This window comes from Enterococcus sp. 5H, assembly GCF_028128615.1.
In the GTDB taxonomy this organism is placed as follows: domain Bacteria; phylum Bacillota; class Bacilli; order Lactobacillales; family Enterococcaceae; genus Enterococcus_L.
In genome coordinates, this window is record NZ_AMDP01000061.1 from 139,012 (window position 1) to 158,570 (window position 19,559).

Sequence of the window (19,559 nt, forward strand, 5' to 3'; positions counted from 1 at the left end):
AAGAGTGTGAAGCAAAACGCTAGCCCTGTTTTGCTTCACACTCTAAATCCAAGTTAAAAATAAGAAATAAATACTCAATAAATATGACCTTCTGCAGTCCTTTATGTCCATTTGTTGATTATTTATATTTGCAATTAGTCATCCAGCAGTTTATTCAATCTCAAATTCTATTTTTGACTTATCAGAAAATTTTACTTTAAACTCAAATTTCTTAACACCTTTCTCTTCATCCAATTTCATCAAAATATGGTCTTTAATGTCTGATTTGCTACTATCTTTTAGATCTAAACCTGAAAATAAGTTTTCGATTATTTTTTGCGCCTTTTCACCATCTAATTTTTCTTTCGTAAACTCATTTTGATACTTTGCTTTAACTAAACCATTAGATTTGACGTCATATTCTAATTCAATGTCTTTATGTTTATATTCAATTTTAAGATCAATCGCTTTGACCTGCGCTTTCAAAGTTTTATCTATCGTTTTTTTCGTGCTTGAATCATTTTTTTTAGCCGTTGTTTCTTGTTCTAGTGTGCCGATACTAACGGTACTATATTTCGGTTTATTCACAAATACAACTTTCAATTTCAAACCATCACTAGCAACAATGTTTTTTAAAATTTTAATGGCTTGTGATTCACTTTGTTCAAAACGATCAGCAATTCTTTGAGCATTTTCAGTATTCTCGCCTAAATTTCCCCATGTTTTTGTTTGTTTTAACAATTGATAAATCTTATCTATTGAGTCAGTTTCAAATTTTACATCCGTGCCTTTTTCTAATTCTTGTTTTGAGTAACTGACTACTTTTTTATTTTTTGTTTCAGAAACAATGGTTGCGGCACTCACTGTTTTTATAGTAGCCAAAGAGGTTGCCCCAATTAACATTATCATACCAACAAGGAATAGACCTTTTAGTCTTTTTACTTTTTTCATTATTATCATCCTTAGATCAAATTTTATAAAAATGTCATATATCTATAACCAATTTATAAAAGTAGTATACAGCGCATGAGTTATTTCGTCAATTTTTCATCTAGCATTTTATATGCTTTATTTCAATATTTTAGCGATCAAAAAAGGGCTGGATAAACAATTTATGTTTTTCCCAACCCTATTGATATATATTTTATCGAAAAAATAAATGAAAATAAAAAAAACAATTCAATTAATGACGTTATACATCTTCAATCACATTAAAATAATCCAAATCTAAAATTGGATCATCACAGTTTATAGTTGAACGATCAGCAGGGTGGCATTTAACCACTCTGATTTGGACGTCTTCTTCTTTTTTCGAGATAGCTTCTCCAACAAAAAACCAAGAAAAGTTCGATCCATGACAGACATAATGAGCGCCAATTTCAATTTCTCTTTTTTCCAAGAAAAATCATCCTTCCATACTTTTTTGATAAGTATAGAATAGCACGTTTTATTGATAATTATCATTCAACATGCGTATAGTTATTTCCTTTTTTTGACTATTTTTAGATAAAATTAATTGAATTCGATTATTTTTGGTTTTTTTATCATTTATTTCTAATTATTTTTAAATCCACGGTATAAAATATAATTGTTCTAATTAAATAATTAATAAAATTAAGCTTATTTAATTTAAAACAAAAAAAGACAGTCTTCAAATAATGAAGGCTGTGCTTTCTTTTTTGAACGGAATATTTATAGAAAGATATATACCAATTTGGTTGAACAATATATCTTTGTGCTTGTAGTTTACTTCAACTGATTAGACAAATCAATAGCAATTAGTGAATTGTCTGAAAACTTCAGAATTTCTTTAACATATTCACTCGTTTATATAAATTTAAATAAATATTCTATAAAACTCGTTTGAGATATTTACCTGTATAACTTGCTTTAACCTTGGCAATCTCCTCTGGTGTTCCAGTTGCAACAATCGTTCCGCCGCCATCGCCGCCTTCTGGACCTAAATCAATCACATGATCTGCTGATTTGATTACATCTAGATTGTGTTCGATAACTAAAACTGTATTACCAGCTTCAACAAGACGTTCTAAAACATGCAGCAAACGAGCAATATCATCTGTGTGTAATCCAGTTGTCGGTTCATCCAAGATGTAGAAATTTTTCCCATTTGAATTCTTGTGTAATTCGCTGGCTAATTTCATCCGTTGAGCTTCGCCACCTGAAAGTGTTGTTGCTGGTTGTCCTAAAGTCACATAGCCTAAACCAACATCAACGATTGTTTTCAATTTACGATGAATTTTAGGAATATGTTGGAAAAACTCCACAGCATCTTCTACTGTTAAATCTAAAATATCGGAAATATTTTTGCCTTTGTAATGAACTTCAAGTGTTTCAGAGTTATAACGTTTGCCATGACAAACTTCACAAGGAACGTAAACATCGGGTAAAAAGTGCATTTCAATTTTGATAATGCCATCACCACGACAAGCTTCACAACGACCGCCTTTAACATTAAAGCTAAAACGTCCTTTTTTATATCCGCGAACTTTAGCTTCGTTCGTCTTAGCGAACAAATCACGAATATCATCAAAAACACTGGTATAGGTTGCTGGGTTACTACGAGGTGTACGACCAATTGGACTTTGGTCAATATCAATGATTTTTTCAATATGTTTATAGCCAGTAATGCTCTTATGTTTTCCTGGTTTATTAGAATTTCGATTAAGCTTTTGTGCCAAAGCTTTTTTCAAGATTTGGTTTACTAACGTACTTTTACCCGAACCTGAAACACCAGTAACCGCAACAAACTCACCTAATGGGAATTCAACCGAGACATTTTTCAAATTATTTTCAGATGCACCAGTAATTTTGATTGCATTGCCATTTCCCTGCCTGCGCTCTTTTGGAACTGGAATTACTTTTTTTCCAGAAAGATATTGACCAGTAAGGGAATCAGGATTTTTAGCAACTTCATCTGGTGTGCCTGAAGCAACAATTTCACCACCTAAATGACCCGCGCCCGGTCCTACATCGATTAAATAATCAGAAGCACGCATAGTATCTTCATCATGTTCAACGACAATTAAGGTATTACCAAGATCACGCATTTTTTTCAACGACTCAATCAAACGATCATTATCGCGCTGATGTAAGCCAATAGAAGGTTCATCCAAAATATATAAAACACCAGAAAGATTGGAACCGATTTGTGTTGCTAAACGAATCCGCTGCGCTTCCCCACCTGATAAAGTCCCCGCTGCTCGACTTAAAGTTAAATAATCCAAGCCAACATTTTTCAAAAAGTTCAAACGATCTTCGACTTCTTTTAAAATAGGTTTCGCAATGATTTGTTCTTGTTCCGACAATTTAACTGTTTCAAAAAAGTTTACTGCATTCTTAATTGCCAGCTCGCTAATTTGACCAATATTTGTATTATCGATTTTAACAGATAATGCTTGCGGATTTAAACGATAACCTTTACACGTTTGACAGGTTAATTCAGTCATATATAATCGCATTTGGTCACGAGTAAAGTCACTGTTTGTTTCATGGTAACGGCGTTTAATATTTGTTAAAACTCCTTCAAATGGAACTTCAACGTCACGGACTCCGCCAAAATCATTTTCATAATGGAAATGGAACGGTTCACCATTTGAACCATTCAAAATAATGTCTTGATGTTCTTCAGGTAATTCATTAAAAGGCGTATCCATATCAATGTTAAAGCTATCCGCCGCTTGTTCCAACATTTGCGGATAATATTGAGAACTGATTGGATTCCACGGAGCAATTGCCCCTTCACGTAAGGTTTTCGTCCCATCTGGAATCACTAAATCACGATCGACTTCCAATTTGATCCCTAAACCATCACAGTCAGGACAAGCTCCAAAAGGCGCATTAAATGAAAACAATCTTGGTTCTAATTCACCTACTGTGAATCCGCAATAAGGACAAGCATAATGCTCGCTAAATAGCATTTCTTCACCATCAATTACGTCCACTAATGCATAACCATCTGCTAAACGTAAAGCTGCTTCAAAGGAGTCAAACAAACGTGAACGAATGCCTTCTTTTACAACAATTCGGTCAATCACGATTGCAATATCATGTTTTTTATTTTTTTCAAGTTCAGGTGCTTCACTTACATCATAGGTTTCTCCATCCACTCGCATACGGACATAACCTTCACGCTGAATCATTTCAAAGATTTTTTTATGTTGACCTTTTTTCTTAACGATCACTGGGGCTAAAATTTGAATTTTGGTTTTTTCTGGTAATTCTAATACCTTATCAACCATTTGTTCAACAGACTGGCTAGTGATTTCAATATGATCGTTAGGACAAATTGGATGCCCTACTCGAGCAAACAATAATCTTAAATAGTCATTGATTTCAGTTACTGTTCCCACTGTTGATCGAGGGTTTTTGCTTGTTGTTTTTTGGTCAATCGAAATTGCGGGACTTAATCCATCGATACTATCGACATCAGGTTTATCCATCTGTCCTAAAAACTGTCTAGCATATGCTGAAAGACTTTCTACATAGCGACGTTGACCTTCTGCGTATAATGTATCAAACGCCAACGAACTTTTTCCTGAGCCAGATAGCCCAGTTACTACAACCATTTTATCACGCGGGATTGTGACATCGATATCTTTTAAATTATGGGCACGTGCGCCATGAATGACGATTTTATCATTTGCCATTACTACTCTCCTTTACTGTGAAACATAACGATAATGTTTTTTGAGCTAATGTAATAGTAGAAGTTGACCGCAGGAAACGTTGGTCCTTATTCTCCTTTGTTCCCTTCAGTCAATCTCCTACACTTCTTAGCGAATTTTTCTTAATCTGCTGCTTTTAATTCTAAAATTGTATCTCGTAAGGTTGCTGCTGTTTCAAAATCTAATGCTTTGGCAGCATCTTTCATTTCTGTTTCTAGTTTGGTTAATAATTCAGCTTTTTCTTGGCGAGTTAATTCATGATAAGATTTATCAATTTTAAACGGTTCACCTTTTTCTTTTGTTTTAGAAATTGAAATCAATTCTCGAATTTCTTTGATGATTGTTTTTGGTGTAATACCATGTTCTTCATTATATTGTTCTTGAATCGAACGACGACGAGCAGTTTCATCCATCGCTTTTTGCATTGAATCCGTAATTTTATCAGCATACATAATCACTCGTCCATCAGCATTTCGGGCGGCACGTCCAATTGTTTGAACAAGTGAGCGCTCACTTCTTAAGAAGCCTTCTTTATCCGCATCTAGAATTGCTATCAAAGAAACTTCTGGAACATCCAGACCTTCTCTTAATAAGTTAATCCCAACCAACACATCAAATTCACCTAAACGTAAATCGCGAATAATTTCAGTACGTTCCAGAGTCTTAATATCACTATGCAGATACTTAACTTTGATCCCTAGTTCTTTGAAGTAGTCGGTTAAATCCTCGGACATTTTTTTCGTTAGCGTTGTAACAAAAACCCGTTGATTTTTTTCCACTCGTTCATGAATTTCTCCAACTAAATCATCAATTTGTCCCATAATTGGACGAACTTCGATCAATGGATCTAGAAGCCCAGTTGGACGAATGATTTGCTGAATCACGGTATCAGTCTGTTCATATTCATACGGACCAGGTGTCGCCGAAACATAAACAATTTGATGTACATGTTCTTCAAACTCTTCCAAACGAAGGGGACGATTATCTAAAGCACTTGGTAAACGGAAGCCATAATCAACCAACATTTGCTTTCTTGCTCGGTCCCCATTGTACATTCCGCGAATTTGCGGCATTGTTACATGGGATTCATCTATTACTAGTAAAAAGTCATCCGGGAAGAAATCAAGCAATGTATATGGCGGCTCACCTTCTGAACGGCCGTCCATATGACGAGAATAATTTTCAATTCCTGAGGTATACCCCATTTCCCGCATCATTTCAATATCATAGTTTGTTCGCTGTTCTAAACGTTGCGCTTCTAATAGTTTATTTTCACTACGTAAGACTTTTAAGCGGGCATCTAACTCTTCTTGAATCTGAGCAATTGATTGTTCCATATGATCTTCATCCGTAACAAAGTGAGTTGCTGGGAAAATGGCTACGTGCTCTGTTTCACCAATTACTTCACCCGTTAAGGCATCAACTTCTCTAATCCGCTCCACTTCATCACCAAAAAATTCAACTCTAAGCGCATGTTCATCACGAGAAGCTGGGAAAATTTCCACAACATCTCCACGAACCCGAAAACGGCCACGTTGAAAATCAATATCGTTTCGTTCAAATTGGATATCAACTAAACTTTTTAACAGTTGACTGCGGTCCATTTCCATGCCAACACGGATCGAAACAACTTGCTCACTATATTTTTTAGGATCTCCTAAACCAAAGATACAAGAAACCGAAGCGACAACAATAACATCATTTCTTTCTAGTAAAGAACTAGTTGCTGAGTGTCTAAGTTTATCAATTTCGTCGTTAATGCTGGCATCTTTTTCTATATATGTATCACTTGATGGAACATAAGCTTCTGGCTGGTAGTAATCATAATAACTAACAAAATACTCGACTGCATTATTAGGGAAGAATTCTTTAAACTCTCCATAAAGCTGTCCAGCTAGTGTTTTATTGTGGGCAATGACCAATGTAGGTTTATTAACTTCTGTGATTACATTCGAAATCGTAAAGGTTTTACCCGTTCCTGTTGCCCCTAATAGAATCTGGGACTTCTCTCCGCCTTCTACACCTTCAGTCAACTTTTTAATCGCTTCAGGCTGATCCCCATCTGGCTTATATTTTGAAACTAAGTCAAATGTATTGGAGGTTTCTCTTTCTATCATTTAACATCCTCCTCTTTAATTATTACTTCTATTCATCCGTATAAATTAACAGAAAATCATATAAATTATTTTAACATACCGAACATATTTTCGCTAGTTTTAGAATGGATTACGTATACGCAATTTTGTCGATTTTACATTAATTTAATTTTTCAATTTGTTTGTTAAGAAGGTAAACTATTCACCTTAGGTACGTCACATTTTATAACATGTAATGTAAGGAAATGGAGTTTTTTTAACTTTATCCTTGTTAATGACTTGTGTTTTAGTCTTTTTTTACTATATAATTATCCAATATGCAAAATAGGAGGTATTTTATGAAAAGGAAACACTTTTTACTTTCATTCATGGTAATGATAGCAAGTCTACTGACATTTACTCTTGGGCATTCTGCTCAGGCTGAGGAAAAAACATATACTATAGGTACAGATTTGACTTTTGCCCCGTTTGAATTTCAAGATTCTAAGGGAGAGTATGTTGGTATTGATATTGATTTACTGAATGCAATTGCTGAAGATCAAGAATTCAAAGTTGATCTAAAACCACTAGGCTTTGACAGTGCCATCCAAGCGGTACAATCCAGTCAAGTCGATGGAATGATTGCTGGTATGAGTATTACAGATGAACGTAAAAAATCATTTGACTTCTCCGAACCTTATTTCGACAGTGGTTTACAAATGGCGGTCAAAAAAGGCAATACTGACATTAAAAATTATGAAGACTTAAAAGGTAAAACAGTTGCTGCTAAAGTCGGAACTGAAAGTGCAACATTCTTAGAGAAAAATCAAGAGAAATATGGCTACACAATCAAAAACTTTGATGATGCAACTGGTCTATATCAAGCGTTAGATAATGGCGAAACAGATGCTATTTTTGATGATTATCCCGTTCTTGGCTATGCAATCACGAATGGACAAAAACTTCAATTAGTTGGTGAAAAGGAAACTGGGAGTTCTTACGGTTTTGCTGTTAAAAAAGGACAAAATAAAGAATTACTAGAAAAATTCAATGCTGGACTAAAAGAATTAAAATCTTCTGGAAAGTATGATGAAATTGTAAGTAAATATATTTCAACTGGAACTGAAGATGAACAAGAAACTAGCAGCGACATGAAACAAATTCAACCGCTAAAAGATACTTACGTAATCGCTAGTGATTCAACTTTTGCACCTTTTGAATTCCAAAATTCTGATGGTGAGTATGTTGGTATCGACGTAGATTTAGTGAAACGAATTGCTGAATTACAAAATTTTAATATTGAATTTAAATTTATTGGTTTTAGTTCTGCTGTTCAAGCTGTTGAATCTGGTCAAGCTGATGCTATGATTGCCGGAATGACTATCACCGATGAACGGGAAAAATCATTCGACTTCTCAACACCATATTTCAACAGTGGTATCCAAATTGCGGTCAAAAAAGGCAATGATAGTATTAAATCTTATGAAGATTTAGACGGCAAAAAAGTTGGCGCAAAAATCGGAACTGAAAGTGCTGATTTCCTAGAAGCTAATAAAGCTAAATACGGCTATTCGATCAAATATTTAGACACAACAGATGCTCTATATAGTGCTCTTGAAATTGGTGAAATTGATGCTATGATGGATGACTATCCAGTTATCGGTTATGGAATCGCCCAAAACCAACCTTTAGAAACACCAATTCCTCGTGAAGAAGGCGGAAAATACGGTTTCGCTGTTAAAAAGGGTAAAAATCCTGAGTTAATTGAAATGTTTAATGAAGGTTTAGCAGAGTTAAAACGAACTGGTGAGTATGACGAAATTATTGGTAAATACATTAAAGATGGTTCTTCAACAGAAAATAAAGTAGATGAATCAACCTTGCTTGGTATGATCCAAAATAACTGGAAACGTTTATTGAGCGGTTTATGGATGACTATCCAATTAACCTTGATTTCATTTATTTTAGCGCTAATCGTCGGTGTTATTTTCGGACTATTTAGTGCCTCTCCGTCTAAAACGCTACGTGTAATTTCAACAATTTATGTAGATATTATCCGTGGAATTCCATTGATGGTATTAGCATTCTTTATCTACTTTGGTTTACCTGGTGTTCTAGGCTTTAACATTCCAGTATTTCTTGCTGGAATTATTACTTTAACTTTAAATGCTAGTGCGTATATTTCTGAAATTGTCCGTGGTGGTATTAATGCTGTGCCGGTTGGTCAAATGGAAGCCTCTCGCAGTTTAGGACTTTCTTATAATCGTACGATGCAAAAAATCATTTTACCACAAGCAATCAAAATCATGATCCCATCTTTTGTTAACCAATTCGTTATCTCTTTGAAAGATACAACAATTCTTTCAGCAATTGGGTTAATCGAATTACTCCAAACAGGAAAAATTATTGTAGCTAGAAACTTGCAAAGCACGATGGTCTATTTTGTCATTGCAATGATGTATTTAATCTTAATCACAGCCTTAACAAAATTAGCTAAAGTCTTGGAAAAGAGGGTGAAATAATATGGCTGAAAAAATTCTAGTAGAACACTTAGTAAAAAAATATGGTGATAATACCGTTTTAAATGATATTAATGTATCCATTCAAGAAGGTGATGTTGTCTGTGTTATTGGGCCTTCCGGTTCAGGTAAGAGTACTTTTCTTCGCTGCTTAAATCAACTTGAAGAAGCGACTAGCGGTGATATTATTATCGACGGTGCCAATTTAACAGATAAAAACACCAATATTAATAAGGTTCGTCAACACATCGGTATGGTGTTCCAACATTTTAACTTATTTCCACATTTATCAATTATGGAAAATATTACTCTAGCACCAACTGATCTAGGACGCCTTTCTAAGAAAGATGCTGAGGAAAAAGCAATCAAGCTTTTAGATACTGTTGGTTTAGCTGATAAAAAAGACAGCTACCCTGAATCATTATCCGGTGGTCAAAAACAACGTGTCGCAATCGCCAGAGCCTTAGCGATGAATCCAGATATTATGTTATTCGACGAGCCAACTTCTGCCCTTGATCCTGAAATGGTCGGCGATGTTTTAAATGTTATGAAAAAACTAGCTAAACAAGGAATGACCATGGTCATCGTAACGCATGAAATGGGTTTTGCTAAAGAAGTTGCCAATCGCGTAATGTTTATCGATGGCGGGAATTTCTTAGAAGACGGTACGCCTGAACAAATTTTCCAGAATCCGCAAAATGAACGTACAAAAGATTTCTTGGATAAAGTTCTAAATATCTAATTACGTCAAAAGAGTAGCTGACTAATTTTCCGCTTAAACTATTGTTTTTGAGTGGCAAGATTTAGTCTGCTGCTCTTTTTATTTTCTGCAATGGCTAATAATAATTTTTTATAGAACCACTTAATATTATACTAGTCGTTCCTCAAAAATAGATTTTTATGTTCATAACCTATTTTTTCAATAACAGCGGCTTTCATTCAAGAAATTCAGTAATCTTATAACTTCCACAAAGTAACATAATTTAAAAAAATGAAATAATGGTGAAAATTATATTTATATAGTAAATTATAGTATAATTTTCCTAAAGAAAAGCAACTGTCAATTACTGACCTTTAGCTCTTAATTTAGGAGGACATATTATGCCTGACTTAACAAATAATAGCTCTATCAGCGACGATAATACTACAGATTTGAAAATACGTGTACTTATTTTATACGGTAAACTTATGTTGGAGAGTAACTATGATGTGTCAAGTATTCGAACAAACCTAGCACAAATGATTGTATTTATGAAAATCGATTTTTTTTCTTTTTATATTACACCGATGAACCTTATGTTAATTAATCAGAAAACGAATGATGTTAAAATGTTAAGTATACGGAGTTATTCATATAATTTTGAAAAGATGGGACATATCAAAATAAATATAGATAACTATTTAACTAAAGACATTACGCTTGAACAACTTTATAAAGAACTTAAGAAAATAGACAAACTTAATTATGCATTTTCAATACCGATTCAAGTCTTGGGAGCTGGTATAATTTGCGGTTCTATGTTTATTTTAATTAATAAATTTTCTTTTTCTGCTATTTTGGCCTTTCTTCTAGGAGTAATAGGTTATTTTTGTTACATCCTTTTAGAAAAATATATAAACATTAAGATTTTTTCTGTTTTTTTGTATTCAACTATCGTTTCTGTATTAGCTGTGCTTTTGGCTAAAAATAATATTGCTGAGGATTCTTTTTCTTTGATTCTCAGTTGTATGATGCCGCTTTTACCTGGTGCTACTTTAGTAAATGCTATTAGAAACAGTATTGGCGGAGATTATCTTTCTGGACTGGCACTTGCATCTGAAGCATTGAATACTGCATTAATGCTGGGACTACCAGTTGCTTTTATTTTATCTAATTTTTAACAAGGGGTGTTAACATGATTACAAGAATCGTTTTTAGTTTTTTAGTTAGTGGTAGCACGTCTATTTTAAACAATGTCCAGAAAAAATACTTTTTTCTTTGCGGGATTTCAGGAGTAATTTCAGGCCTATCGTACGATTATCTCGTCCTGCATAATAACGCTACTATTTCATCTTTAATTGCTTGTATTATTTTGTCAATTTGCAGTCAATTTTTTGAGCAACTAACCAAAACTCCAAGTTTAGTATTTACTGTCTCTGGTATTATGCCGATTGTCCCAGGTAGCTTATTGTTCAAAGCATTTAATTCTTTAGCAACCAATGACTACAGTCAGGCTGCCAATTTCGGAACCCAAGCTATTCTAGTTGGTTTTTCGATTGCTATTGGTTTCTTTATAAATGAAGTATTTTCATCTGTATTGCTTAATTTAAAAAAAATGGTCAAAAAAATCTGATTCTACAATTAGGATCAAAATTTGGCTGTCACTTAAATAAGAATTATTAATAGCTGTTTCACTTTCTAATAAATAGAACAAATATCTAAAATTAGTTTATAGAAATCCAGGTTTACTTAATAGTTCTGAATATAAACTAGAACCCCCACAATGCATAAAGCGCATTGTGGGGGTTCTAGTTTAATTGTTCAAACCTAAACGACTTTTAACTTCTATTAATTTAGTTGTTTTTAAAGAGCTAATTGAATTTCTTCATAAGAAATGCTATCCAAATTATTTTCTAAGGTTTTCGTTGTAATCGCTAGACCTTTGCCAGTTTGTACGAAAACTTGGCGTTTGCTAATATCATAGCCAGACCAGTATCTTGTATAATCAGACACATTTGTATTTTTTTCATTTCGCTCTAATCCTTTAGGTATGAAAACTGTTCTAAAAGCGGAGTATAATTCATTTATTCCTTCTTCTTTTTCGAATGGTTCTAAAGCATTTGATAGACAAAATGCTCTAACAAAACGAGAAGGTGATGTATAATCGCCAGGAATTCCAAACATTCCATATCCAGTTCCGCCTTCAATTGGATCAATTTCAATTCCATTTGGCAAAGTTCTGCTATCAGAAATATTTACATTTTGCATTCCAATGTAATTTCTAATATTGACTTGGTGATAGTCATATCTAGGACTGTTCGTCATAACATTCATATGCTCAAAACTAACAAACTTACCGTCTTCTGTTGTTTCTAAAACAATTGCATCACCTGATTCATCAATGAAAGAAAAATGTAGTGGGAAATGAAATTCAGTACCACCATATTTGTAGCTTTGATTTAATAGCATAAAGTTCTCTACTTGTTCTCTGATTTCAGAAACTGTCTTAAAGTTAGTCAAAATAAACGTAACGAATTCTTCAGCAATAAACGGTGTTTTCCCTGCTGCATCAATCGCTGCTTTTTCTGCCCATCCGCATTCAGTAAGAACTTGAGTGTCTCCAGCTAAACCATGTTCGTTAATCCCGTCGAATAAGACAGGAGACTCTTTGATCCCAACGCCAACTACAGAATATTTACTTTTCCAAGAATTTAACTGACTTTCAATTTCTACATTGGCAGGGATTGACGTAATGACACAGGGTAAATAAAAACCAGATTTATCCGCAAATAACGGGATATCTAAATCCATTGTTCTTCCCCAAAATAGTTCGCCACTTGTTGCTTTAATTTTTATACTTGTACACATTCTAAACACCTCATATTATTTTTATTTTACCAATATAATAATTTCACTGCATTTCCTGTTTTCTAGCAGATAACTATTTATGGTGATTTCCGTTTGTTAAAATTTTTGTTTCTGAACTATACTTCGTTTGCCTCAATAGAAATTTTTTCAACATCATCATTTTTCAAATAACCATCCCGCTCCTTTTTAATAAATATTTTTTTAGTCCTTACTTGTATACACTTATTATACATAGGGAAAAGTTTTATAAATTTGTTTTTATGTCTGAACATGCGACATTTTTATGAATATCACTCACTATCTATTAAAAACAAGATACTTACTTTTAGTCACTAGCCTAATTTAGACTTACAATCTAACGACTTAATGCTTCTCTACCAAAACATTTCATTATAGAAAATCCATGTATCTTTGGTAATAAAAAAATTGTTTCTTTTGATGACAGTACTATCTAACTATCTGAAATATAACCCGAAAAAAATACTAAAATTAGAGAGTAGGCTCACCAAAGGGCAAGTTTTCTCTTTAATCTTAGTATTTCATTTATCTATTTACTGCGCTTGGGAAAGTGTTTCACCTAAGGCAGCTAAACGTTCTAGTACATCTTGTTTGCTTAATTTATTTTTAATAACATAGCGATTCGCTGGGTGTTTACGGCATTCTTCTGAGCAACCGCCAAGATGTTTCGCTTCATTTTCTTCTGAAGTTAATATTTGTCGATTACAGAATGGGTTTGAGCAATTTACATAACGTTCACAAGGCGTACCGTCAAACCAATCTTTACCAATCACTTTTTTATCTACATGATTGATTTCAACACTTAGACGTTCATCAAATACATACATCTTACCATCCCATAGCTCACCTCGAACTTCCGGGTCTTTACCATAGACTGCAATTCCACCATGTAATTGGGCCACATCTTCGAAACCTTCTTTGATTAGCCAGCCAGAAAATTTCTCGCAGCGAATGCCGCCTGTACAATAAGTTACTACTTTTTTATCCATAAATTGCTCTTTGTTCTCTCTGATCCATTGTGGCAATTCTCTAAAATTGCGGATATCAGGACGAACAGCGCCTCTAAAATGACCTAGATCGTATTCATAATCATTTCTAGCATCTATTACAACGGTATCTTCATCAAGTAATGCTTCTTTAAATTCTGTCGGTTCTAAATATTTCCCTGTTGTTTCAAGCGGATTAACATCTTCTTCTAAATTCAATGAAACTAATTCTTTTCTTGGGCGAACAAACATTTTATGGAAAGCATTTTCTTCAACTTCATCAATTTTGAAGTAAGTATCTTTAAAACGTTCGTCAGCTAACATTGCTTCCATATATTTATTCGTATCTTCAATTGTTCCCGATAGTGTTCCATTAATTCCCTCAGTTGCAACTAAAATTCTGCCTTTTAAATTTAGAGAATTACAAAAAGCTAAGTGATCCTTTGCAAATTCTTCTGGGTTTTCAATCGTTGTATATTTATAATAAAGTAATACGCGATAGTCCATTTTATCTTTCTCCCTTTTCTTTAGACTGTAGTTATAAAAAATCAAACAAGCTTTAATTTCTAATCATACGTTTAAAGTATATAAAAAATTAAATGAGAAAAGCGAACTATTTGCTTGTGGAATGCTGAGCATAAGCATAGCATTCTTTCAACTTTTTTTAATAAAAAATCGATCAAGCTCTTCCTAAGAAAAACTCAATCGATCCATACTTGACTATTGACCTGAAACGGCAAAATAGTTTTCATCATTATCAGCAAAATTGAAGACTAAGCCTGTTGGTAATTGTACTAATTCACCTACACCTACACCAGCATCTTTCATTGTTTGATAAAGTTTCATAACATCATCAGTGAAAAACATCAATGACGGAGTATTACCTGCCACTTCCGGTGAATGCTGTTGAATAAATTCTAAATCGTATAAAACAATTTGGGTATCCGCATCCTCATTCGGAGCAATTTCAACTACTAGTGTTCCGTCTACTGCATCTCTTTGCTTCTCAATAAAGCCAATCTTTTGCCAAAACTGACTCGATTCTTCAACGTTTGTAACGTAAAGCATAATTTTAATTTGATTTATAAACATTTACCCACACTTCTTTCTCTAACTTTTAGTTGTCTATCTACTGTTCTATCATAGCCTATAACTTCTATAAAAAAAATACTTTTGCTTTAAAAACTATCTGTAAAAAGACAAAAAGAAAAGCAAGGAAAGACCACTTCTGATCTCACCTTACTTTTTATTATAATTCTCTTGGGGAAGAGAAGTGAATCACTCATTAAGCATTTTCTTCAATAACGAGATTACTATCATTTAATACATCACGATCTAATTCATTGATACGAGCGCTTGTTACGATTCCTGCAAGCATACTATCACTTACGTTAACTGCTGTTCTAGCCATATCAATTAATGGTTCCACTGAAATAACCAAACCAACAATCGCAACAGGTAAGTTCATCGCACCTAAAACGATCAGTGAAGCAAAAGTTGCACCGCCGCCGACACCAGCAACACCAAATGAGCTGATCGTCACAATCGCAACTAACATCAAAATGAATTCTAAACTGAAAACATTAATTCCAACTGATGGCGCTACAATCGTTGCCAACATTGCAGGATAAACCCCTGCACAGCCATTTTGGCCAATTGATAAACCAAAACTTGCTGCAAAATTTGCTGTGGCATCATCTACGCCTAAAGCTTTTGTTTGTGTTTCAATATTTAAAGGTAAAGCTCCTGCACTTGATCTAGAAGTAAAAGCAAAGCTTAAAACTGGAAATGATTTTTTCAAATAATTCACAGGATTTACTTTAACTGCCATTAAAATAATAAGATGGACTAAGAAAACTAGAATCAAAGCTGTATACGAAGCTAATACGAATTTCCCTAAATTAAGAATCGCATCAAAATCACTTGTCGCAACAACATTTGTCATCAACGCTAAAACGCCATAAGGGGTTAAACGCAAGACCAATGTTACAATACGCATTGTGATTTTGTATAAGCTATCAATCAGATTAGCAAAAAACTCGCCTTCTTTTGGTGCTTTTCTCTTCACACCTAAATATGCAATCCCAACAAATGCGGCAAAAATTACCACACCAATTGTGCTTGTTGCACGAGTTCCTGCGAAATCAGCAAAAACATTTTTTGGAATAAAAGCAACAATTTGTTGAGGAATAGATAGATTTTCAACGGTTTCCTGTCTAGTCGCAAGTTCTGCAATTCTTGCTGTTTCCGCTGTTCCTTCAGTAAATTTTGCACCTTGTAATCCAAATAACATGGTTGTGCCAATTCCAATCAACGCAGCAATCGCTGTTGTACCTAATAATGTTGCTAGTACGCTAAAGCTGATTTTTCCGAGTTGTTTGGTTTCTTTCATTTTAGTAAATGCTGCGACGATCGAAACAAATACTAAGGGGATTACGAGCATTTGTAAAAACGCTACATAACCATTACCTACAATACCGATCCATTCCATTGCTTGTGTTGTAACTTCATCTTGGGTACCAAATGCAAATTGAATAATTGCGCCTAATACAATACCCACACCTAAAGCTGCAAAAACACGTGTTGAGAATTTCAAGTGTTTTTTCTGCATACGGTAAAAGACGTATAACACAGCGACAAAGGCAAGGACCACTAATACAGTGATGAGTGTTGTCATTTTTTTCCCTCCTATATTCTATTTAAATGACAAGTACATCAAAGGAAGTAAAGGTTCCCGGGAATCATTCTTCAATCATTCCCCTAAAAATAGCTAAAACTATTTTCAGTGATAGACCTATTGTAACTGATTTAAACAGTGAAGAGCTATTTATTTGTTTGACTCATGATAAAAAGAAAAGCCTGTGATAGCTGAAAACTATCACAAGCTTTTTGATTTAACTTAGAACTTTTGCTTTAAGCTTCAGTAGATTGAAAGTTCAACTGAATACCAGGTTTATCCAATGCAATTTCTGTAACTTCATAAGCCATACGTTGAACAATATTAAACAATGGTTTAACTAGTTCATCGACTTCTTCTTGGCTGATATCTTCTTGCTTTTCAATCTTGTGATTAATAATATGATTAATTTGGCTAACAGATCCAGTCAATACATATTCTTCAAAAACCAAACGAAACTCTAAACGAGCTGCAATGATTGAATTTTCTTTTGGATAGTTTTCATCATTTGATTGAATTGGTGAAAAACCAACTCGAAGGTCTGTTTCCACCTCTTCCATATCTGGTGTACGCATATCGTAATGAAAAGCCTCTACGACTTCTTGTTGACGTTTTAATTCCATTTTTATAACACTCCTTTTTAGGTTAAAAAACTTAATTCCCAAGTAACTAGCAATAGCTGTTCTTTTTAATATTATAGCATATTTCTTTTTTTAACGAATACAATAAGAAAAGCTTTTTAATCTAATTTTTAAACGAGTGGATTGGTGCAGGAATCCTCCCACCTCGCAAAATGAAGTCAGTCGAAGCATAGTCGTTAACTTTCATCACCGGTGCTGTCCCTAAAAGACCGCCAAATTCTACCATATCACCAACTTTTGTTCCTTTAGCTGGTATAATCCGTACCGCAGTTGTTTTGTGGTTAATCACACCAATTGCTGCTTCGTCTGCAATCATTGCAGAAATAGTTTCGGCGGATGTTTCACCTGGAATTGCAATCATATCTAAACCGACTGAACAAATAGCTGTCATCGCTTCTAATTTTTCAAGATTTAGCGCTCCATTATTAACGGCATCAATCATTCCGGCATCTTCTGAAACGGGAATAAATGCTCCTGATAATCCGCCAACATGGTTACAAGCCATAACACCACCTTTTTTCACGGCATCATTTAGTAACGCTAAAGCAGCAGTTGTTCCGTGCGTTCCCACACTTTCCAAGCCCATTTCCTCTAAAATGTAGGCTACACTATCCCCAACTGCAGGCGTTGGTGCTAAAGATAAATCGACAATTCCAAAAGGAACATTCAATCTTTCAGAAGCAATTTTTCCAACTAATTGGCCCATTCGAGTGATTTTAAATGCTGTCTGCTTTACAACTTCCGCAACTACATCAAATGGTTCTCCTTTAACTTTTTCCAGAGCACGCTTTACTACACCCGGACCACTTACACCAACATTTATGACACAATCAGATTCTCCAACTCCATGAAAAGCTCCAGCCATAAACGGATTATCTTCAACTGCATTTGCAAATACTACTAGTTTTGCACAGCCCATATCGGATTTTTCTGCTGTTTCTTTAATCACATAACCCATATGACGGACAGCGTCCATGTTTATTCCAGCACGTGTCGAACCGATATTGACTGAAGAACACACAAACTCTGTTTCAGCTAACGCTTGAGGAATTGAATTAATTAGAATATCATCACCGTGCTGGTAACCTTTTTCGACCAATGCACTAAAACCTCCAATAAAATTAACTCCTACTGTTTGTGCTGCTCTGTCCAAAGCTTTAGCATATTTCACATAATCTTTATCTGGACTTGCTGCAGCAATAATCCCGATAGGTGTTACAGAAATTCGTTTATTAATGATAGGAATCCCATATTCAGATTCGATCTCAGTCCCAACCTTGACTAAGTTCTTGGCTAAACGAGTAATCTTTTCATATATCTTTTCACATGCTCGATCACTGTCACTATCAATACAGTCTAGTAAGGAAATTCCCATTGTGATCGTTCTGATATCAAGATTTTCTTCTTCAATCATCCGAATTGTTTCTAAAATTTGATTTGTCTCCAAACTGATCCGCTCCCTGCTTTTACAATACTTTTCTTCTATTTTAGAGATCTACTACCTTCACAATAATCATTTTTTATAATTTATGCATGACATTGAAAATTTCTTCATTCTGAATACTAATTTTAACGCCTAATGATTCACCTAATTCATTTAATTCAGAACGAATTTCTTCTAAATTATTCTTTTCTTTACTAATTTCAAGTACCATCATCATGGTAAAATAACTATCCATAATCGTTTGAGAAACATCAAGAATGTTAATATTTAATGCTGCTAATTTTTGGCTCACTCCCGCGATAATCCCGACTTTATCTTTTCCAATTACAGTTAACACTGCGCGCATATAACTTCCTCCTAAATAGTTTTTTTTATTATATCACAGTTCGTTCAAATGGTAACAAATTTACAGAACATAACTAAAGCTGTCTTTGATATTGTTCGTGTTTCTTTAATTGTCAGTTTTTTCTTATCTATTTAGGCTAAACATTTGTTATTCCTCCTCTGATTGATTCTTAGTTCTTATATTAAATATACGCAAAAAGCTAGTATCAACTTTTTTTCAACGCTAATACTAGTCTTATTTTTCAAAAAATAGCAAATTGGCTAATCTTCAAATAATTCCTATACTTCTTAAATAATTGAATCAGCTAAATTATACAATTCTAAGTTAAGAAATCCACCTCTAATTCCAATTTCAACACCCTTTTTGATTGTTTCAACTAATATATCTGCACAAAGTTATCAATTTTCATTAATAACAAAACATATGCACTTATAAAAGAGATTTCCTGAATTTAATCCAATTGATTTTAAAAGCCAATCCTGTTGTACAACGAATCATAAAACAGTTATTTTATTTCGATGCATCTCTTTTTAATCCTTTAATTTATAAAAAAAAACTAAAACCAGCTGTAATGAAAGCTGATTTTAGTCTTAAGGAATGGTATTCATATAACAAAAATAT

15 protein-coding genes are annotated in these 19,559 nt (G+C 34.0%); 4 read left to right on the forward strand and 11 right to left on the reverse strand.

The features are described 5' to 3' along the window. Positions 1–150 precede the first annotated feature (150 nt). From C240_RS15295 to uvrB, 4 genes are all read right to left on the reverse strand, one after another. On the reverse strand, positions 151–930 hold the full coding sequence (locus C240_RS15295) for a YusW family protein (protein WP_271497557.1): 780 nt from the start codon (positions 928–930) through the stop codon (positions 151–153). 241 nt (positions 931–1,171) lie between these two features. Further along, positions 1,172–1,378 (reverse strand): hypothetical protein, encoded by a 207-nt coding sequence (locus C240_RS15300; RefSeq protein WP_271497558.1) that lies wholly within the window; start codon positions 1,376–1,378, stop codon positions 1,172–1,174. Positions 1,379–1,829: 451 nt separating this feature from the next. Further along, the gene (uvrA, locus tag C240_RS15305; RefSeq protein WP_271497560.1) at positions 1,830–4,646 is read right to left on the reverse strand and encodes an excinuclease ABC subunit UvrA; all 2,817 of its coding nucleotides are present in this window, start codon (positions 4,644–4,646) and stop codon (positions 1,830–1,832) included. Between the two features lie 140 nt (positions 4,647–4,786). Continuing rightward, on the reverse strand, positions 4,787–6,781 hold the full coding sequence (gene uvrB / locus C240_RS15310) for an excinuclease ABC subunit UvrB (protein ID WP_271497562.1): 1,995 nt from the start codon (positions 6,779–6,781) through the stop codon (positions 4,787–4,789). A 317-nt stretch (positions 6,782–7,098) separates the two neighbouring features. Here uvrB and C240_RS15315 point away from each other — a divergent pair, with 317 nt between their 5' ends. The 4 genes from C240_RS15315 (at position 7,099) to C240_RS15330 (ending at position 11,591) form a co-directional block, all read left to right on the forward strand. Beyond that, positions 7,099–9,261 carry an amino acid ABC transporter substrate-binding protein/permease gene (locus C240_RS15315; protein WP_271497565.1) on the forward strand — a complete coding sequence of 721 codons (2,163 nt, stop codon included), beginning with the start codon at positions 7,099–7,101 and terminating at the stop codon, positions 9,259–9,261. Position 9,262: 1 nt separating this feature from the next. Next, on the forward strand, positions 9,263–10,000 hold the full coding sequence (locus C240_RS15320) for an amino acid ABC transporter ATP-binding protein (protein ID WP_271497567.1): 738 nt from the start codon (positions 9,263–9,265) through the stop codon (positions 9,998–10,000). Positions 10,001–10,359: 359 nt separating this feature from the next. After that, a complete protein-coding gene (locus C240_RS15325; RefSeq protein ID WP_271497569.1) occupies positions 10,360–11,139 on the forward strand; it encodes a threonine/serine ThrE exporter family protein in 780 nt (259 codons plus the stop codon). 14 nt (positions 11,140–11,153) lie between these two features. Continuing rightward, positions 11,154–11,591 (forward strand): threonine/serine exporter family protein, encoded by a 438-nt coding sequence (locus C240_RS15330; RefSeq protein WP_271497571.1) that lies wholly within the window; start codon positions 11,154–11,156, stop codon positions 11,589–11,591. Between the two features lie 230 nt (positions 11,592–11,821). Here the strand turns inward: C240_RS15330 and C240_RS15335 are convergent, their stop codons facing one another. From C240_RS15335 to C240_RS15365, 7 genes are all read right to left on the reverse strand, one after another. Beyond that, positions 11,822–12,826: a linear amide C-N hydrolase gene (locus tag C240_RS15335; RefSeq protein ID WP_271497573.1), complete on the reverse strand. Its 1,005-nt coding sequence runs from the start codon at positions 12,824–12,826 to the stop codon at positions 11,822–11,824. A 551-nt stretch (positions 12,827–13,377) separates the two neighbouring features. Further along, positions 13,378–14,337: an oxygen-dependent tRNA uridine(34) hydroxylase TrhO gene (gene trhO / locus C240_RS15340; RefSeq protein ID WP_271497575.1), complete on the reverse strand. Its 960-nt coding sequence runs from the start codon at positions 14,335–14,337 to the stop codon at positions 13,378–13,380. 213 nt (positions 14,338–14,550) lie between these two features. After that, positions 14,551–14,922, reverse strand: a complete 372-nt coding sequence (locus C240_RS15345) for a VOC family protein (RefSeq protein ID WP_271497577.1) — start codon at positions 14,920–14,922, stop codon at positions 14,551–14,553. Positions 14,923–15,115: 193 nt separating this feature from the next. Beyond that, complete coding sequence (locus C240_RS15350; RefSeq protein WP_271497579.1) at positions 15,116–16,507, reverse strand: L-cystine transporter; 1,392 nt, start codon at positions 16,505–16,507, stop codon at positions 15,116–15,118. 236 nt (positions 16,508–16,743) lie between these two features. Beyond that, entirely contained in the window at positions 16,744–17,130 is a 387-nt protein-coding gene (locus C240_RS15355; RefSeq protein ID WP_271497580.1) for a DUF1149 family protein, read from the reverse strand. 121 nt (positions 17,131–17,251) lie between these two features. Then, positions 17,252–18,595, reverse strand: a complete 1,344-nt coding sequence (locus tag C240_RS15360) for a PFL family protein (protein WP_271497583.1) — start codon at positions 18,593–18,595, stop codon at positions 17,252–17,254. Positions 18,596–18,668: 73 nt separating this feature from the next. Then, a complete protein-coding gene (locus C240_RS15365; protein ID WP_271497585.1) occupies positions 18,669–18,938 on the reverse strand; it encodes an ACT domain-containing protein in 270 nt (89 codons plus the stop codon). Positions 18,939–19,559 lie beyond the last annotated feature (621 nt).